This is a genomic window from Nonomuraea aurantiaca (genome assembly GCF_020215705.1).
Lineage (GTDB): Bacteria > Actinomycetota > Actinomycetes > Streptosporangiales > Streptosporangiaceae > Nonomuraea > Nonomuraea aurantiaca.
Window position 1 is genome coordinate 101,924 of sequence record NZ_JAIWNB010000014.1, and the last position, 17,094, is coordinate 119,017.

Annotated in this window: 13 protein-coding genes and 2 pseudogenes; 9 read left to right on the plus strand and 6 right to left on the minus strand. The window is 71.3% G+C overall.

What is annotated here, in order from left to right; all coding sequences use genetic code 11:
* Nucleotides 1–72: 72 nt before the first annotated feature.
* Nucleotides 73–1,524, minus strand: a pseudogene (locus LDL49_RS30120) (serine/threonine-protein kinase); the annotation flags it as partial.
* 265 nt (nt 1,525–1,789) lie between these two features.
* On the opposite strand from LDL49_RS30120, the gene LDL49_RS57250 reads away from it, so the two are divergent.
* Entirely contained in the window at nt 1,790–1,918 is a 129-nt protein-coding gene (locus tag LDL49_RS57250; RefSeq protein WP_263655677.1) for a hypothetical protein, read from the plus strand.
* A 95-nt stretch (nt 1,919–2,013) separates the two neighbouring features.
* Nucleotides 2,014–4,071, plus strand: coding sequence for an elongation factor G (gene fusA, locus LDL49_RS30125; RefSeq protein ID WP_225295794.1), 2,058 nt, complete (start codon nt 2,014–2,016; stop codon nt 4,069–4,071).
* A gap of 39 nt (nt 4,072–4,110) precedes the next feature.
* On the opposite strand, the gene LDL49_RS30130 is transcribed toward fusA, so the two are convergent.
* Nucleotides 4,111–4,851: a DUF2071 domain-containing protein gene (locus LDL49_RS30130; RefSeq protein ID WP_225295796.1), complete on the minus strand. Its 741-nt coding sequence runs from the start codon at nt 4,849–4,851 to the stop codon at nt 4,111–4,113.
* Between the two features lie 149 nt (nt 4,852–5,000).
* Here LDL49_RS30130 and LDL49_RS59325 point away from each other — a divergent pair.
* Both LDL49_RS59325 and LDL49_RS59330 read left to right on the plus strand, forming a co-directional pair.
* A pseudogene (locus tag LDL49_RS59325) lies at nt 5,001–5,777 on the plus strand (alpha/beta fold hydrolase); the annotation flags it as partial.
* Between the two features lie 403 nt (nt 5,778–6,180).
* Nucleotides 6,181–6,465 carry an alpha/beta hydrolase gene (locus LDL49_RS59330; protein WP_225296061.1) on the plus strand — a complete coding sequence of 95 codons (285 nt, stop codon included), beginning with the start codon at nt 6,181–6,183 and terminating at the stop codon, nt 6,463–6,465.
* A gap of 46 nt (nt 6,466–6,511) precedes the next feature.
* Here LDL49_RS59330 and LDL49_RS30145 read toward each other — a convergent pair whose 3' ends face one another.
* Complete coding sequence (locus LDL49_RS30145) at nt 6,512–6,778, minus strand: cell division protein CrgA (RefSeq protein WP_225295797.1); 267 nt, start codon at nt 6,776–6,778, stop codon at nt 6,512–6,514.
* Nucleotides 6,779–7,032: 254 nt separating this feature from the next.
* Between LDL49_RS30145 and LDL49_RS30150 the strand changes: the two genes are divergently transcribed.
* Together LDL49_RS30150 and LDL49_RS30155 are read left to right on the plus strand one after the other, a co-directional pair.
* On the plus strand, nt 7,033–7,686 hold the full coding sequence (locus LDL49_RS30150) for a DUF6069 family protein (protein ID WP_225295799.1): 654 nt from the start codon (nt 7,033–7,035) through the stop codon (nt 7,684–7,686).
* 64 nt (nt 7,687–7,750) lie between these two features.
* Complete coding sequence (locus tag LDL49_RS30155; RefSeq protein ID WP_225295801.1) at nt 7,751–10,447, plus strand: helix-turn-helix transcriptional regulator; 2,697 nt, start codon at nt 7,751–7,753, stop codon at nt 10,445–10,447.
* On the opposite strand, the gene LDL49_RS30160 is transcribed toward LDL49_RS30155, so the two are convergent.
* Both LDL49_RS30160 and LDL49_RS30165 read right to left on the minus strand, forming a co-directional pair.
* A complete protein-coding gene (locus tag LDL49_RS30160; protein WP_225295803.1) occupies nt 10,433–12,826 on the minus strand; it encodes an FtsX-like permease family protein in 2,394 nt (797 codons plus the stop codon). The two genes, LDL49_RS30155 and LDL49_RS30160, sit on opposite strands and share 15 nt — an antisense overlap.
* Nucleotides 12,820–13,551 (minus strand): ABC transporter ATP-binding protein, encoded by a 732-nt coding sequence (locus tag LDL49_RS30165; RefSeq protein WP_225296063.1) that lies wholly within the window; start codon nt 13,549–13,551, stop codon nt 12,820–12,822. The genes LDL49_RS30160 and LDL49_RS30165 overlap by 7 nt, the downstream gene beginning before the upstream one ends.
* A 284-nt stretch (nt 13,552–13,835) precedes the next feature.
* On the opposite strand from LDL49_RS30165, the gene LDL49_RS30170 reads away from it, so the two are divergent.
* On the plus strand, nt 13,836–14,354 hold the full coding sequence (locus tag LDL49_RS30170; RefSeq protein WP_225295805.1) for a DUF4142 domain-containing protein: 519 nt from the start codon (nt 13,836–13,838) through the stop codon (nt 14,352–14,354).
* 12 nt (nt 14,355–14,366) lie between these two features.
* On the opposite strand, the gene LDL49_RS30175 is transcribed toward LDL49_RS30170, so the two are convergent.
* Nucleotides 14,367–16,253, minus strand: a complete 1,887-nt coding sequence (locus LDL49_RS30175) for an MOSC domain-containing protein (protein ID WP_225295806.1) — start codon at nt 16,251–16,253, stop codon at nt 14,367–14,369.
* 275 nt (nt 16,254–16,528) lie between these two features.
* Here LDL49_RS30175 and LDL49_RS30180 point away from each other — a divergent pair, with 275 nt between their 5' ends.
* Together LDL49_RS30180 and LDL49_RS30185 are read left to right on the plus strand one after the other, a co-directional pair.
* Entirely contained in the window at nt 16,529–16,780 is a 252-nt protein-coding gene (locus LDL49_RS30180; protein ID WP_225295808.1) for a hypothetical protein, read from the plus strand.
* A 69-nt stretch (nt 16,781–16,849) separates the two neighbouring features.
* Nucleotides 16,850–17,011 carry a hypothetical protein gene (locus LDL49_RS30185; RefSeq protein ID WP_225295810.1) on the plus strand — a complete coding sequence of 54 codons (162 nt, stop codon included), beginning with the start codon at nt 16,850–16,852 and terminating at the stop codon, nt 17,009–17,011.
* Nucleotides 17,012–17,094: the final 83 nt, after the last annotated feature.

Genomic DNA, 17,094 nt, shown 5'->3' on the forward strand with positions numbered 1-17,094 from the left:
GTTTCTTTACAGGATTCAACTTTCTTTACCGCAGCCAGGGAAAAAGAATGGACCATTCGGAACGACGGCTGCCTAGTCCTCGGCGCTGCGGCCTTCCGTACGCGCGATGGCGATCGTGCCGGTCGAGCCGCGCAGGCCGAAGCCGTACCGGTACTGCTGCCGCGCCTCCGGCGTCGCGAGCATGTCACCGATGGAGGCGGTGCCCAGGCGACGCCATTTCCCGCCGCTCTCCGCATAGGAGGTGATCCTGTCGCCGGACAGCATCAGGGCGAAGCGGTCGCCCTGCTTGAGAGTCAGTGGCGCCGAGCCGGTCCCGGTGAACCGGCCGCCCCCGGCCCTGATCACGGGCATGGCCTCGTCGTTGTTCGGCTGGAAGGTGGCGTACTGCCGGGCGGTGTCCTTGCCGAACTGGTCGACGACATCGACGTGCGAGAACGTCGCGAGGTCGAAGGACCCATCCGGCTGCCGGCCGCCCGAGCCGCTGAGCCAGTGCGGCACGACGAGCACCGCGGCCGTCACGGCCGCCGCCGTGAGCACGGCGGCCACCGCGATCACCGCCCCTCGGGGACGCTTACGGGATGACCCGGGCTGTACGGCCCTGCCCGACGGTGAGGTCGGCCCGCGCTCCGGGTCCCCGCCGACGGGCCGGAACGCCGCTCCGCCCAGCGGACCCGCCTGGACGACGCCCACCGGACCCGCCTGGACGGCGCCCATCGGGCTCGCCTGGGCGGCCGGTTCGACGAGCGTGTGCCCGTTGGCTCGCGCCGCCGAGTGCCGCCCGCGTACGGGTGAGCCCGCGTTCTCGCCGGTGAGGTCGCTCAGCAGCCGGGCGGCGTCCGGGCGGGCCGACGGATCCTTGGCCAGGCACGCGACCACCAGCGGCCGGAGCGGAGCGGGTACACCCGCGACGTCGGGCCGGCCGGACATGATGCCGTGCAGGATCGCCGGAACGGCCTGCCCGGGAAAGGCCAGCCGCCCGGTCGCCGCGAAGACCATGGTTCCGGCCCAGGAGAACATGTCGGAGGCCGGGGTGAGCGGCTGGTCGGTGAGCTGTTCCGGCGACATGTAGGCGGGGGTGCCGGTCAGCTGGGTGTTGCTCGTCATGTGGTCGAGGGCGCGGGCGATGCCGAAGTCGATCACCACCGGCCCTTCCGGCCCGAGGATCACGTTGCCCGGTTTGAAGTCACGGTGCACGATCCCGGCCCGGTGGATCGAGGCCAGCGCGGTCAGCGTACTGACCGCCAGCCGCTCCAAGCCGCTGCCGGTGCGCGGCCCGTCGTTCTTGACCAGCGCGTCGAGCGAGGGCCCGGGGACGTACTCGCTGATGATGTACGGCCGTTCGTCCACCATCCCCGTGCCGATGACCCGGGCCGTACAGAAGGCCGCGACGCTCGCCGCCACCTCCGCCTCGCGCAGGAAGCGCCGCCGGATCTCGGGATCGGCCGCCAGCCGGGAGTGCAGCACCTTGATGGCCACCGGGGCCTGTCCCGGTGACTGCCCGAGGTAGACCGTGCCCTGGCCGCCCTCCCCAACACCGCCGAGATCCGATGGTCACCGATGCGTTCCGGCTCCTTGAAACCCAGCGCACGAGGAACCGTCACCGTCCACCCCGCTAAGATCGGATGATCCCCCAAAGCCGCGCCCAGGGTAACGTCCGCCCTCACACCAGCGCCGGAGAACACCGACATTTCCCGCTTAAAATCGGTTTTCCGCTTATAGCCGTTTCAGTACACTCGCCCGGAAACGGAGCGCCACCGCGGCGCCCATTGACGAGTGAGGGGAGCCGGCCGTGCGCAACAGCAGCAACAACAGCACCGCTTCGGTCATCCCCTCGTCTCGCTACGAGGTGATCCTGGTGTCTTCGTCCGCCCGGCGTCGGCTGCGCGGCCGGCACTGGACGTCTCTGACGAACACCTGATCAGCCCTTTCCTCTCGGAATCGAACAAACATCGGGCGGTGTTCGTCCGGGAATCGCGCTGTCCTGTCTGAAGCGTCCCGAAGGGCCATGAGGCCGTGCGTACCGAACTGCACCGTCATCACACCGACTCGCTGACCGCCATCCGCAACCTGGGCATCCTCGCCCACGTCGATGCCGGCAAGACCACGGTCACCGAGCGGATCCTGTACCTCACCGGCGCCACCTACAAACGCGGCGAGGTACACGACGGCACGACCATCACCGACTTCGACCCCCAGGAGCGCGACCGTGGGATCACCATCTTCGCCGCGGCCGTGAGCTGCTCCTGGCAAGGCCACCGGATCAATCTGATCGACACCCCGGGACACGTCGACTTCTCCGATGAGGTGGAGCGCTCGCTGCGGGTGCTCGACGGCGCGATCGCGGTGTTCGACGGCGTCGCGGGAGTCGAACCGCAGAGCGAGTCCGTCTGGCGGCAGGCCGACCGGTACGGGGTGCCGCGCATCGCCTTCGTCAACAAGCTGGACCGCGCCGGCGCCGACCTCGACACGGCGGTCGAGTCGATCCGCGAGCGGTTACACGTGGTCCCGCTGGTGGTCCACCTGCCGATCGGGCGGGAGGACGGCTTCACCGGGGTGGTCGATCTTCTGCGGATGCGGATGCTCGCCTGGCCCGGCAGTGGCGACCCGGTCGAGGAGGGCCCGATTCCGGACGGCCTGCGGGAAGAGGCGCACCGGCGCCGCCGGCTGCTCGAGGAGTCGGTGGCCGAGCTGCACCCGCTCGCGTTGGAGGAGTTCTGCGCGGAGTCGGCGATCTCCGAGCGGACTCTCGCCGCCGCGCTGCGCGACCTGACCCGTACCGGTGAGGGCGTGGTGGTGTTGTGCGGATCGGCGTACCGCAACCGCGGAATCGAGCCGCTCCTGGACGCCGCCGTGGCCTACCTGCCCTCACCGCTGGACGTGCCGGCCGTACGCGGCACGCACGACGGCACGGAGCAGGAGCGCGCCGCCGACCCGGCGGCGCCGTTCGCCGCGCTGGTGTTCAAGGTGCACTCGACCGCCACCGGGCGGCTGACGTACCTGCGGGTGTATTCGGGAACGATGCGGAGAGGAGACGCGGTGCTGGACACGGGCGCGGGGCGCACGGAGCGGATCGGCCGGATCCTGCGGGTGCAGGCCGACCGGCACACCGAGGTGGACCGGGCGGCGGCGGGAGACATCGTCGCGGTGGTCGGGCTGAAGACGGCCCGCACCGGCGCCACGCTGTGCGCGCCCACGGCACCGTTGCTCCTGGAACCGCCGACCGTGGCCGATCCGGTGGTCTCGGTGGCGGTCGAGGCCCGCAGGAGCACCGAGACCGACCGGTTGACGTCGGCGCTGGCCCGGCTGGTGGAGGAGGATCCTTCGCTGGTGGTACGCACCGACGCCGAGACCGGTCAGACGGTGCTGTCGGGGCTGGGCGAGCTGCATCTGGAGGTCGCGGCGGAGAAGATCCGGCGCGCCCACGGGCTGGAGGTCGCCATCGGGCGGCCTCAGGTGGCCCATCGGGAGACGGTCGAGCGCGGGGTTTCCGGGTTCCTGTACCGGCACGTCAAGCAGGACGGCGGGGCGGGGCAGTTCGCGCACGTCGTCCTCGACGTGGATCCGCTGGACGTCGCCGACGGCGTGGTGTTCCGCTCGACCGTCGTCGGCGGACGGGTGCCGCGCGAGTACGTCCGGGCGGTGGAGGCCGGCTGCCGGGACGCCCTGGCCGACGGACCGCTCGGCGGCCACCCGGTGACCGGCCTGCGGATCACCCTGACCGACGGAGCCACCCATCCCAAGGACTCCTCGGAGATGGCCTTCCGTACGGCCGGCCGGCTCGGGCTGCGCGAGGCCCTGCGCGCCAGCCTCATGGTGCTGCTGGAGCCGGTGGTCGAGGTCACCGCCACCGTGCCGGACGACGCCGCCGGCGGGGTGCTCGGCGACCTGGCGGCACGGCGCGGCCGGATCTCGGGCTCGACCGCGCGGGCGGGCACCGTGGTGATCACCGCGACCGTGCCGCTGGCCGAGGTGTTCGGGTACGCGACCCGGCTGCGCAGCCGGACGCAGGGCCGGGGCACCTTCACCACCCGCGCCGCCGGTTACGCCCCGGCCCCGAGGCCGTCCCGGTAGACGATGGCCCCGTCCGCGCTCGGACGGGGCCATCAGGGCCTACGTTCCCGGGCGGAAGCGCCGCGGCGGGGTGTGGATGTCGAAGCTCAGCCGCGCCTGGGCCAGGACCGAGTGCGGCGCGGTGTCCGGCGTGATCAGTCCGAGCCGTTCGAAGACCGGAAAGCGGGCGGAGCCGGCGACGAGATACCGGGGGCGCATCGGCGGATGCCAGATGCTGTAGACGCCCACCCGCCCGTCTCGCCGCCGGTACCAGCCCAGGGTCGGATGGGTGAGCCGTTCCAGCCAGTCCGGCTCGTCCGTGAAACCGGCCAGCCGGGTGAGGGGCTCGGCCAGCTCGACCGCCTCGCAGTGGGCGTCCCCGGCCGCCAGCCGCCACCGGACCGGGTGGGCGTCCCAGTCCGCCTCGATGCGGATGCGGTCGCGGCGCCACGGCATGCCCCACAGATGCTGCGGGATCGCCACGACCGGGTGATCCAGGCTGGTGCCGAAGAACCAGACGCCCGCCTTGCCGTCCGCGGTGACGTAGGCACGGTAGTTGATCTGCCCGCAGTCGATCCCCACCGGCGGGAGGAACCGGAAGTGGAAGTCCCGGTCCCGGAAGGCGACGGCGGAGACCAGGGCTCCGGGACCGTCGTCCATCTTCATCGGGGCGAACCCCTCGGGCAGGTGCCGGGCGAGCGCGTCGGCGTCCACCCGGTAGCTGACGATCGCGAAATCCTCCAGCTCCGTCCGCGCGTGGAACCAGCGCGGCCGCGGCCGGGGCGTACCGACGAAGCTCATGTCCAAAGGCTAACCACGCCTCAGTCACGCGCCCCGATCAGCTCGACCGGCCGTCGGCCGAGGACGAGGCGGCCAGGCAGCGTCGTGGCCAGCAGGGCGAGGCCGGCCGCGGCGGCGATCACCGCGAGGATCACTGAAGAGGACCCCTGATGCGAAACCTCGCGAGACTGTCCGCCGCCGGAGCGGCCACCGCCATCCTTGCCACCGCCCTCGTGACCCCCGCGCGGGCGGCGGCCGTCTCGTGGAGCGCCTGCCCCGCCGGGCCGGGTGTCGACGCGCGACAGGAATGCGCCACCCTGAAGGTTCCCCTGGACTATCAGGCGCCCGGCGGGCCGACGATCTCACTGGCGGTGTCGCGGATCAGGACCGCCAAGCCCGCGTCGCGTCGTGGCGTGCTGCTGATCATCCCCGGCGGACCGGGCAGCCCGGGCCTGAACCGGCCCAGCGTCCAGGCCAAGCGGCTGCCGCAGGACGTGCTCGACCGCTACGACATCATCGGGTTCGACCCGCGTGGCGTGGGCCAGAGCTCCCCTGTCTCCTGCGGGCTGGCGACCGGTGATCTCTCGCTCACCAAGCTCAAGCCGTACCCCGACGCCGGCGGCGGCATCGCGGCGAACGCCGCCTGGTCACGCAGGATCGCCGAGGCCTGCGCCCGCAACGGCGGGCCGCTCATCCGGCACATCAGCACCCGCAACGAGGCCAGGGACATCGACGCCATCCGCCGGGCGCTGGGCGAGAAGAAGATCTCCTACTGGGGCGTCTCCTACGGCACCTACGCGGGCGCGGTGTACGCCACCATGTTCCCCGAGCGCACCGACCGGGTCGTCCTGGACAGCAACGACGATCCCGATCCGAGCCGGGTGGCGCGGCAGTGGCTGGCCAACTACTCCGTCGGTGTGGAGGACCGCTTCCCCGACTTCGCCGCCTGGGCCGCGGCCCGTGACGCCGACTACGGCCTCGGCACGGACGCGGCGGCGGTCCGGCGCACGTTCCTCGAACTCGCGGCCGAGCTGGACCGCAGGCCCCTGCCGTGGCCGGGCGCCAACCCCGAGGAGCTGAACGGCAACCTCCTCCGGGAGACCATGCTCAACGCGCTCTACTCCGACACGAACTTCCCCATGCTGGCCGGGCTCATGCGGGCCGCCCTGACCACCGGCGAACTGCCCCCGGCGAACACGCCGCCGGCTGCCGTACTGCAGAACACCGCCGCCCACGCCGGCGCCACCATGTGCAACGACGTGGAGTGGACGGACTCGGTCGCCACGTTCCAGCGGCAGGTGGCGCGTGACCGGATCGCCCATCCGCTCACGGCGGGCATGCCCGGTCAACATGGGGCCGTGCGCGTACTGGCCCGTCAAGCCCGCGGAGTCGGCCGTACGGATCGGCTCGCGCGGCCCGGCCAACGTGCTGCTCATCCAGAACCTGCGCGACCCGGCCACGCCGTACAGCGGCGCGCTGAAGATGCGGCAGGCGTTCGGGCAGCGGGCCCGCATGGTCAGCGTCGACTCCGGCGGCCACGGTTCCTACCTCGCCAACGGCAACGCCTGCGGCGACCGGACCGTCACCGGCTTCCTGACCACCGGCCACCTGCCGAACCGCGACAAGAACTGCTGACCCGGCCTCAGCTCCAGGCGCGCCGCCGCCCTTCCTAGGCGGGCTCTCAGGGGCGTCGGCGTGCCGACAAGACCAAGGCCACCAGCAGGAACACCCCGAACACCGCGCCCAGCAAAATCAGCCCGAACCCCACCAGCAGATTCCCGTTCCCGAATGCACTGAGAACGGGGAAGGTGGGATCCACGTAGAACATGACGATCCACAGGATGCCGACGATCCATGCGGCGGTCATCGCCACGGCCCACCGTCGCACGGAGCGCGAGGACTGCCGCGGCGGGACGGGCGTTCCTTCACGGGGATAGGGCTCAGACACCGATGTCGCTCCTGCCGTCAGCCGGGAATCGCGGGCCGCGCGCCGACGACGTTATCCGAGAAAGGGCGGCCGACAAAGCCCTTCGCCGTTCGGAGGCGGGCGCCCCCGCAGCCTCACACCGACTCCCATGAGGTGGACCCGCGGACCAGGCACGTGGGAGGCGATCCACGGGATACACGGCGCGTCACCGCCCTTGACAGCGCGTGTAGGGTTCCGTAAGTGCTTGATCAGCCTTCGCGACAAAGGTGATTCGCATGTCATATCCCTCCCATGACCGCCATGATCGTCACCCGGCGTCGGCCCGTCCGAGAGTCAATCCGGCGCGGGTGTGGGGAGGCGGCGTGGCCGCCGCCGTGGTGGCCGCGCTGATCGTGGTCGTCGGAGCCATGATCAGCAACCGGCTGCTGGGCATCCGAGCGCTGACTCCGTATGGGAACTCCGCTTACGGCAGCACGGCGATCACGGGATACGCGATCTCGGCCGCCACGGCCGCGCTCGTCGCGACGCTGCTGCTCTATGTCCTCATGCTGTCGACGCCGGAGCCGACCAAGTTCTTCGGCTGGATCGCCGGGCTCTTCACCGTGATCATCACGATCCTGCCGTTCATGTACTCCGTCGACCTCATCAGGCAGGTCGCCACGGCCGCCATCAACCTCGTCGTCGGCATCGCCATCTTCTCGCTCCTGGCCTCGATCGGGCGCACGGCCATGGACTTCGAGCACGTACCGGATCCTGAGCCGTACCCGTACGAGCAGCCCCGCGGGTATGAGCCGCGCGGATACGACCAGCGCGAATACGACCAGCGGGGCCACGAGCCCCGAGGCCACGAGCAGCGCAGGTACGAGCGCACCCGCGAGTACGACCAGCGCGAATACGAACAGCGCCGAAGCCGTGACCCGTACAACTGATCGGCTTTTGCCAGCCCGTACTCTTTTCCGGTGATCTGGCATCACCTCTTGGGGCTGACCGAGCATGCTTAAGGGCAGACGTGAGGACCAGGCGGTCGTCGACGGGCTGCTGGAGAGCGCGCGAGCGGGGCGCAGCGGCGCTCTCGTGATCTACGGTGATCCGGGCATCGGCAAGAGCGCCCTGCTGGGAAGCGCCGCCGAACGGGCCACCGATCTGCGGGTGCTCCGCAGCGTCGGGGTGGAGACCGAGGCCGAGCTCCCGTTCGCGGCGCTGCACCAGTTGCTGCGGCCGGAGCTGGCTCGCGCGGAGGCGCTGCCCGAGCGACAGGCGCTCGCGCTGAAAGGCGCGCTCGGCCTCGGCGAGGCCACCGGCGAGGACCGTTTCCTCATCGGACTCGCGACGCTGTCCCTGTTGTCGGAGATCGCCGAGGACGGCCCGCTGCTCTGCCTGGTGGACGACGCGCACTGGCTGGACCGGGCCTCCGCCGACGCGCTGGTCTTCGCGGCCAGGCGGCTCGACGCCGAGGGAGTCGTCCTGCTCTTCGCCGCACGTGACGGGTTCAACGCGCAGGGCCTGCCGGAGCGCCGGCTCGGCCCGCTCGACGCGGAGTCGGCGGCCGAGCTGCTGACCGAACGCGACCCGCACCTGGCGGAGGGCCTCAGAAGCCGGGTCCTGACCGAGAGCTGCGGCAACCCGCTCGCGTTGATCGAGCTGCCGCGCACCGCCGACCCGTTCACTCCGATGCCGCTGCCGCGCCGGATCCAGGAGGCGTACGCGACCCGCATCGCGCGACTGCCGGCCGGAGCCCAGCTGATGATCCTGCTCGCCGCCGTCGAGGACACCGGCGACCTGGGCACCGTACTCCGGGCGGCCGAACGGCTTGGGATCGGCGCCGAGTCACTTGGTACGGCCGAGCAGGCCGGCTTCCTCACGACCGGCGGCGGCCGCACCTTCGCCGACGGTGGCGGCGTCACTTTCGCGCACCCGCTCATGCGGGCCGCCGCCGTCCATTCGGCCCCCTTCGACCAGCGGCTGGTCGCGCACCGGGCGCTGGCCGACGTACTGGACGACCAGGACGACAGGCGCGCCTGGCACCTGGCCGCGGTCGCCCTGGGGCCCGACGAGCAGGTGGCCATCGCGCTGGAACGCGCCGCGGAACGGGCCAGGACACGGCACGGCCACGCGGCGGCGGCGGCCGCGCTCGAACGCGCCGCCGAACTCACCACCGACCCGGGATCGCTGGCCAGACGGCTGACGGAGGCGGCCGTGGCCGCCGCGGACGCGGGGTTGCCCGACCGAGCCCAGGCACTGGCGGAACGGGCCGCCCGCCTCGTCGAAGACCCGCGCTCCATCGCCAGGCTCGCCGGGCTCCGCGCCAGGGTCGCCTTCGAACGCGGCTCCGTCCACACCGCCCATGACATCCTGCTCGCCGGGGCGAGCCGGGTCGCCGAGCTGGACCCGGTCGCCGCCGGTCTCATGCTCGTCGACGCGGGACGCAACGCCTGGCAGCTCAGCGACCCGCGGCGGGTCGAGGAGGCCGCCGTACGGCTCCGCCGCCTGCCGCTGCGCGAGGAGGACGGTCTGGACACCGCCGTGAACGCGGTCGAGGCGGCCGCCGAGTCGCTCGGCCACGGCCCGGCCAGAGCGCTGCCCGGCATGCGCCCACTGGTGCTCGACGCCCGCGGTATCGAGCGCGGCTCCTACGGTCTGCGGGTCAACGGCGCTTTCGTGGCTGGGCTGGTGGGCGAGTTCGAGGCGCAGCGGGAGATCTCGGCGGCGCTGGTCGAGGAGTGCGGTGCGCTCGGCATGACCGGCTGGCTGCCGATCGCGCACGTGACGCTGGCCGCGTCCGCGGTCTATCTCGGCCGATTCACCGACGCCAAGGCCGATGCCGCGGAGGGGCTGAGGATCGCCAGGGACTTCGGCCAGCCGCACCGGACCGGCTACCTGGAGGGCATGCTGGCCTGGATCGCCGCCGTCGAGGGCGACGACGCCAGGTGCGCGGAGCTGGCCGCGCGCTGTGCCGAGCATTTCGCCGTAACCGGCATCGCCAACGGCGTGGCCTGGTCGGAGTGGGCCCAGGCGATGCTCGATCTGAGCCGTGGCCGCCACACGCAGGCGCTGGACCGGCTGGAGTCCGCCCTCGCCGGACCGGTACGCCACCAGATCCAGGCCCTCTACTTCGCTGCCGACCAGGTCGAGGCGGCCGTACGCGCGGGACTGCCGGAGCGGGCGAAGGAGCCGCTCGAACGGCTGGCGGAATGGGCCGGCGCGGCCCGGCTCGACTGGGCTGACGCGGTGCTGGCCCGCTGCCGCGCGCTCGTCGAGCCGGGCGACGAGCTTTTCTCCGCCGCGCTGAAGCCACATGGCCGGCCCTTGGAGCACGCCAGGGCCGAACTGGTGTACGGCGAATGGCTCCGCCGCGAGCGGCGCAAGCGCGACGCGCGTACCAAACTGCGTGCCGCGCTGGAGACGTTCCAGCGGCTCGGCGCCGCCCCGTGGGCCGAGCGGGCCGCGGCCGAACTCCGCGCCGCCGGGGAGATCATCGCCGCTCCCGCCGCCTTCGACAAGCTGGCCGACCTGTCGCCGCAGGAGCTGCAGATCGTCCGCCTGGCCATGACGGGCCTGACGAACCGGGAGATCGGCGCTCGGCTGTTCGTCAGCCCCAAGACCGTCAGCTACCACCTTTACCGGGCCTTTCCCAAGCTCGGCGTCTCCTCCCGGGTGGAGCTGGCCAGGCTGAACCTAGGCGCGGCGTAGCGCGGGCGCCACAGCGGCGGCGACCGCGAGCGCCACGCACCCCGCGATCACCGCGCCGACCGCCGGCCAGGGCACACTGATCGCGATCGGCCCGGCGATCTGCACCAGCGAGCTCCAGAGTCCGCCCAGGCTGATCGCCGCGACGGCGGCGGCCAGCACCACGCCGATGGCCACGACCAGGAGCGCCTCGCCGGCGACGTACCTCACCACCTGGCCGCGGGTCGCGCCGAGCAGTCGCAGCGACGCCCGCTCCGCCGTCCGATCGGAAGCCGCCATCAGCAGGATGTTGACCAGCGAGATCGCGGTGTAGGCGAGGATGATGCCGAGCACCACCAGGAGCCCGAGGCGGCTGGCGGACCCGCGCCGGTCGCCCGTCTCGCTCACCCAGGCGTCCTTGGTGAGCGCCCGCGCGTTGTGCCCCTGCGTGGATTGCCGCAGAGCGGCCTCCACGTCCCGCGCCGAGGCTCCTGGCCGCAGCTTCACATAGGCCGTGGTCACCGGCGCGGAGAAGGCATGTGCGGTGGTGACGTAGGAGTCGGACGGCGCGTTCGGGCCGAGGAGCGCGACCACCTTGAGCGAGATCTCGCTGCCGTCGGCCCGCCACAGCTTCGCGCTCTCGCCGAGTTCGAGTTCCCACGTCTCCGAGACCGCGATGGTCCGGTCATTCAGCTGTGCCAGGGAGCCCTTGGTCACCGGGATGTCGAGCACGCTCCCGAGCCGGGCCGGGTCCACGGCCTCGGTAGGCCGCTGGATCAGCGCGGTCTTACCCTCAAGGGTGTACATGCTGGTCGGGGCCGTTGTCGCGATCTCCACATCGCGGATGGCCCGCAGGCGCTCGACGAGTTGCCGATCCAGTCCTACGGATCCTTCGGGGAGCACCAGATAGTCGGCCCGTACGGGCGCCGCCTGCATCGCGGTCTTGGCCGCGTCGGTCATCGCGGCCGCGCCGAGCAGCGCGGCAGCCAGTCCCACCGCGACCAGGACCGGGGCCGCCGTCGCCGCGGTCTGCCTGACGGAGGTGGCCGCGGCGGCGGGCACCAAGGTGGCGCCCGCGCCGCGAAGGCGGCTCAGCGGTACGGCGAGCAGCCTGGCGACCGGTCGCACGACGACCGGGGCGAGCAGGCCGATGCCCGCCACGAGCAGCATCAAGATCGGCATGAACGACTTGTTGTTGGTGGCGCCCTGCGGATCGCTCACGGCGTTCACCGCCATGCTGATCAGCGCGGCGGTGAACAGCCCCACGCCGACGAGCAGGCGCCCCCAGGTCATCACCCGAGGCTCGATCGCGGCCTCGCGCATGGCCTCCGCCGGGTGCACCCGACCGGCCCGCCTGGCCGCGACGCTCACGCCTACCAGCGCGACCACCACGCTCACGGCGAAGGCCGTGACCGCCGTCCAGGTCTGCCTGCTCGGCATCAGCCAGGCAGGCGCCATCCCGAGGCCGACCAGCCAATCCAGAATCGGCCCCGCGGCGTACGGCCCGGCCAGCGCCCCCAGCGCGGAGGCGGCCACGGCGACGAATCCGGCCTCCCCGTACACCATGCGCCGCACCTGACGGCGGGTCGCGCCGACGGTCCGCAACAGCGCGAACTCGCGCCGCCGCTGCGCCACCGCGAACGCGAACGTCGACGACACCACGAAGACGGCGATGAACACGGCGAATCCGGCGGCGATGCCGACGATCGTATTGGCGTTGTTACGGGCCCGCTCGTCACCCTCGCGGTTAGGGTCCATCAGCGCCCGCTCCTGCCCGGTGAGCACGGGTACGCCGCTCGGCCTCGTCCACAGGGCGAGCGCGTCGATGCGCGGAGACAGCCTGGCGGCCTGATCGTCGGTGAAGAACACGGTGGGCGGGCCGTCCGTCACACCCACCACGGTGTACGGCTTCGTCCCCGACCGCGTGATCACGCGCACCTTGTCGCCCACCCGGGCTCCCGCGCTGACCACGATTTCCCGCGCGGTCCGCGGCGCCCGGCCTTCGACCAGCCGCTGCGGCGCCGTACGGGACGCCGACCAGGGCCGGCCCACCGCGTCCTGTCCCCCCTCGCCCTGCCCCTGGCCGCTCGCGATCTGCGCGGGGAAGATCCGGTCGACGACCGCACCGGGGAAGCGGGCGGCCAGCTCGGCGGTCAGGCCGTGTCTCTCCGCCAGCGGCCGGCTCTGCTCTCCCTGCCAGGTCTCCACGCGCAGCCGCTCGTCGGGCACGACCACGTACGGCGCGGCGGCGTAACGCTGCGGGGCGCGGTCGGGAGAGTCCACAGTGGTGGCCAGCACCTGACCCATCGCGGCGATCAGGGCGGTGCCGAGCGCGAGTGCGAGGAAGGTGCCGACGAAGGAGACCAGGCGAGTGCGCAGGGTGTGCCACGCGATGTTCAGCACGACTCCTCCAGCATCAGCATGCGGGCCGAGACGGCCTCGGCCGTGGGGTCGAGCAGCTGACCACAGATCCGGCCGTCCGCGAGGAACAGGACCCGGTCCGCGTACGCCGCCGCGGCCGGGTCATGGGTGACCATCACGACTGTCTGCGCATGCCGGTCCACCAGCGAGCGCAGCAGCCTCAGCACGTCCCGGCTGGTGTTGGTGTCCAGCGCGCCGGTCGGCTCGTCGCCGAAGAGCACGGCGGGTCTGGCGACCAGCGCCCTGGCGATGGCCACGCGCTGCTGCTGGCCGCCGGACAGCTCGGCGGGACGGTGCCCGGCCCGCTCCGCCAGACCGACCGCGTCCAGGCTCTGCCGTACCAGCTCACGGTCCACCCTGCGGCCCGCCAGCTTCAGCGGCAGCGCCACGTTCTGCTCCGCGGTCAGGGAGGGCAGCAGGTTGAACGACTGGAACACGAATCCGATGCGGTCGCGGCGCAGCAAGGTCAGCTTCCGCTCCGTAAGCCGGGTCAGGTCCCTGCCGTCCACCATGATCCGCCCCGACGTGGGCTTGTCCAGACCGGCCGCACACTGCAACAAGGTGGACTTGCCCGATCCGGACGGCCCCATCACAGCGGTGAAGGTGCCCCGGCCGAACCCGACGGTCACGTTGTCGAGCGCGGTGACGCCGTGCGCGTAGTGCTTCGTGACCGCCGTCAACTCAACCGCGGAGTCCAAGGCTTCCATGAGTTTCACGATCAGAACGCTAGGGACGCCGGCCCGCCCGCGGTATCGGACAAGTGACTAGGACCAGACCTCCGCCGCCGTGTCCCCGTAGAAGCACGCACGAAGAACCCGACGTTCGTCCTCCAGGACCATCTTCAAGAGCATCTTCCAGGGCGGCGCGCCCCAAGAACCTTGGTGGCCGATTGGGTGCGACCCATGCGTTCATTTTGATCACACATGAGTTCCCCTGGAGCCAGCGGAGGGCACCAAGCAGAGACGGATAAACCGACCAAAGGGGACATTCAATGCCCAAAGCGATCATCCCCATCATCTTCGCCCTTGCGATTGCCGTGATGCCCACTGCGGCCGCCGGCGCGCTCACGCGCCTGGACCTGAACGAACAGGACCGGACCTTTCTCCGGCAGGCACACCAAGGAAACCTGGCCGAGATCCAGGCCGGACAGGCCGCCCAGGACAAGGGCGCCAGCCATGCGGTCAGGGAACTGGGCGCCAAACTGATCAGCGATCACACCAAGATGGACGACGACGTGAGCCGGGTCGCCAAGCAGGCGGGGGTGGACCTGCCCACCCAGCCGAGTGCCGCCCAGCGCCGCCAACTCGGGGAGGTGGCCGGCAAGAGTGGCGAAGCATTCGACCGAGCATGGCTGGCCGCGCAGATCGCCGGGCACCGCCAGAGTCTCGCCAACGGCGCCAAGGAACTGCGGAAGGGATCCTCGCCGGAGGTGAAGAAGCTCGCCACCGATGCCAAGCCCATCGTCCAGATGCACCTGGACCTGCTGCAGGAGGCCAAAGGCGGCACCTGAGGCGTGAGCGCGTCAAAGGTCCAGAATGACGTCCTCTCGTGGGCGGGAGCAGCAGATGAGCGCGTCGCCTTCGGCGGGCGCGTCGAGCGGCTGGGGCGAGTAGTCGACGCTTCCGGCCAGCAGTCCGCTCTCACAGTTGTGGCAGACGCCGGTGCGGCATGACCAGCGGGTGGGCACGTCGCAGGCTTCGGCGAGCTCCAGCAGGCTCATGTACGCGCTGCTCCAGCTCACCGTCAGCCCGCTGCGCGCGAAGGAGACCGCAGGCCCGTCGCCCGGCGGACCTGCGGGCGGGTGCACGGGAGTCACCGAGGCGCCCGTGACACCGGGTGTAAGAGACGGACCGGCGCCGAAGATCTCCGTACGGACATGGGAGGGAGCCAGCGCGGAGCCGACGAGCGCGGCCGGCAGGTCCCGCATGAGCGCGGGAGGGCCGCACACGTAGGTGTCGGCACCGCGTGGCAGGCCGAGGCCGCAGAGCAGGTCGAGGGAGAGCCGGCCCCTGGAGTGGTAGTCGACGCCCTGCCGGTCGCCGGGGGCCGGACGGCTGTAACAGACGTGCCGGTGCGCGTTCGCCAATCGGCCGAGCAGGTCGCGGCTCTCGTCGGCGAAGGGGTGCTCGGTGCCGTCTCGAGCGCCGTACAGCCACCACACCTCACGGGAGGATCGCTCGGCGGCGAGCGTGTGCAGCATGGCCATGACGGGGGTGGCGCCGATGCCCGCCGAAATGAGGACGACGGGACCGTCACCGGCCACGAGCGTGAAAGCGCCTCGCGGAGCCGCGCACTCGAGAACGTCTCCGGTACGCAGATGGGCACGCAGGTATCCGCTGGCCACCCCGTGCGGCTCCTGCTTGATGCTGAGGCGATACTCCCCGCCGCCCGGCGGGCCGGACAGCGAGTAACTGCGGATGAGCGACGCCCCGCCTTCCTCGGCCGGCACCCGGACGGTGAGGAACTGGCCCGGCAGCGCGGCAGGGAGCGGGCCGCCGTCGCCAGGCGCGGCAGGACGCGGGCCGCCATCGGCGGCGGGAGGACGCGGGCCGCCATCGGCGCCGTCGGCGGCGGGAGGGCGCGGGGTGCCGTCAGGGGCGGCAGTGAGTGGGGCGCCGTCGGCGGCGGCCAGCGTCACGGAGAACACGCTGGCGCTCTCCGCCGCGATCCGCTTCACCCGCAGTGGCCGGAACCCCGTCCAGGCCGGAGGCGGAGAGACGGCGGGGGCCAGGCCCGCGTTGCCGCCCGCTGCGCCGGAACCGTCGTCGGCCTGGTCGAGCAGCGCCTGCAACGACGTTCTCCAGCCGGGGCTGAGAGCGGGAATGCGCAGCGCCCGCGCGAGCTGCCGACGGGAGTGGCCCGGCAGGTACAGCAGCGCGTCTATGTCGGCGACCGTCACCCCCTCGGGACCGGAGGCGACCTTGACGAGCTCCTGTCCCGCCTCCACCCGGCCCTCGACGAGGACCTTCAGATAGAAACCCGGCCGCCGGTGGGACACCAGCAACGCGGCCATCTGGGGCTCCCCCATCCGCAGCCCCACCCGGTAGCAGGTGACACGCGGCTGGGTGACCTCGAACAGCGCGTCGCCCACCTTGAACTGGTCTCCGATGCAGACCTCGTCGTCCGGCAGCCCGTCGACGGTGAAGTTCTCCCCGAACTGCCCGTAGGCGAGGTCGTCGCGGCCCAGGTACTCCTGCCAGTGGCGGTAGGAGTCGAGCTGGTAGACCAGGACGGCACGGTACTCACCGCCGTGCCCGTCCAGATCCCCCTGGCCGTCCCCCTCGATGTTGAGCCGCCGCACCATCCGCGGGCCGGTGACGGCGTGCTTCCACACGCCGGTGTGCACCGTCTTGCCCTGCCAGGCGATGTCCTGCGGAAGGCCGACGTTGACCGATACCAGCCGCGCCATGCGTCCCTCCTCGCGTCTGAGTCCGCGTACGGGGTACGGAGCCGGGCCACCCCTGGCAGACGGCAGTGGTGACCATCCCGGGTCACCGCGTGCGAAACCCCTTGACCCGCTGGACCATGGATCTCCATGGAAGTCGCCCTCTTGGGTTCCGGGCGGCGAGTCGTGGCGTAAAACCGAACGTACAGAACGAATAGCAATAAAACGGTCAGGCGCCCTTTGCCGGAAACGGGCGGCGGTGCATTGCCTGTCATGGAATTATTAGTTAACTTTCCTGTATGAAGTCGCGCCCCCTAGCCGCGCTCACCTTGGCCGCGGCCACCCTCATCACCACATTCAGCCTCGCTTCGCCCGCCCAAGCAGAAATACCCGGCTACGTCAAGCAGGGCACCTACGGCTGGCCCGACCAATGCGCCGGGATCGGCTACAACGGTCAGACCAACCACACCTGGAGCCTGTACTACTGCGAGACCGTCATCCCGACCAACTGGAACGCCCCCGGCCTTTACTACCTGTGGGTTCAGTACTAAACGCAACGCGACGGCAGATCTACGCCGGACCGGCACCGTCAGCGACGTGCGGAAGAACCATCTCGACCAGTGCGGCGACCTCGGCGTCGACCATCTGACGACGACGTCGCCGAAGAACAGGACCCGGTCCTCCGGCTCGCCGAGCGCCTCCTGGAGCGCGAGCCGGTACGGGTCCTGCAACCGCGCGGACAGGATCTCGCCCACGGCCGGATCACCTGGCTGGGTGAGTAGTCGGGCCTGTTCATGAACGTCCTTCTGGCCGACGCCGCAAATGGCGGCAAGTGTGCCGCCTCTCCGGCAAACCTTATATAGAG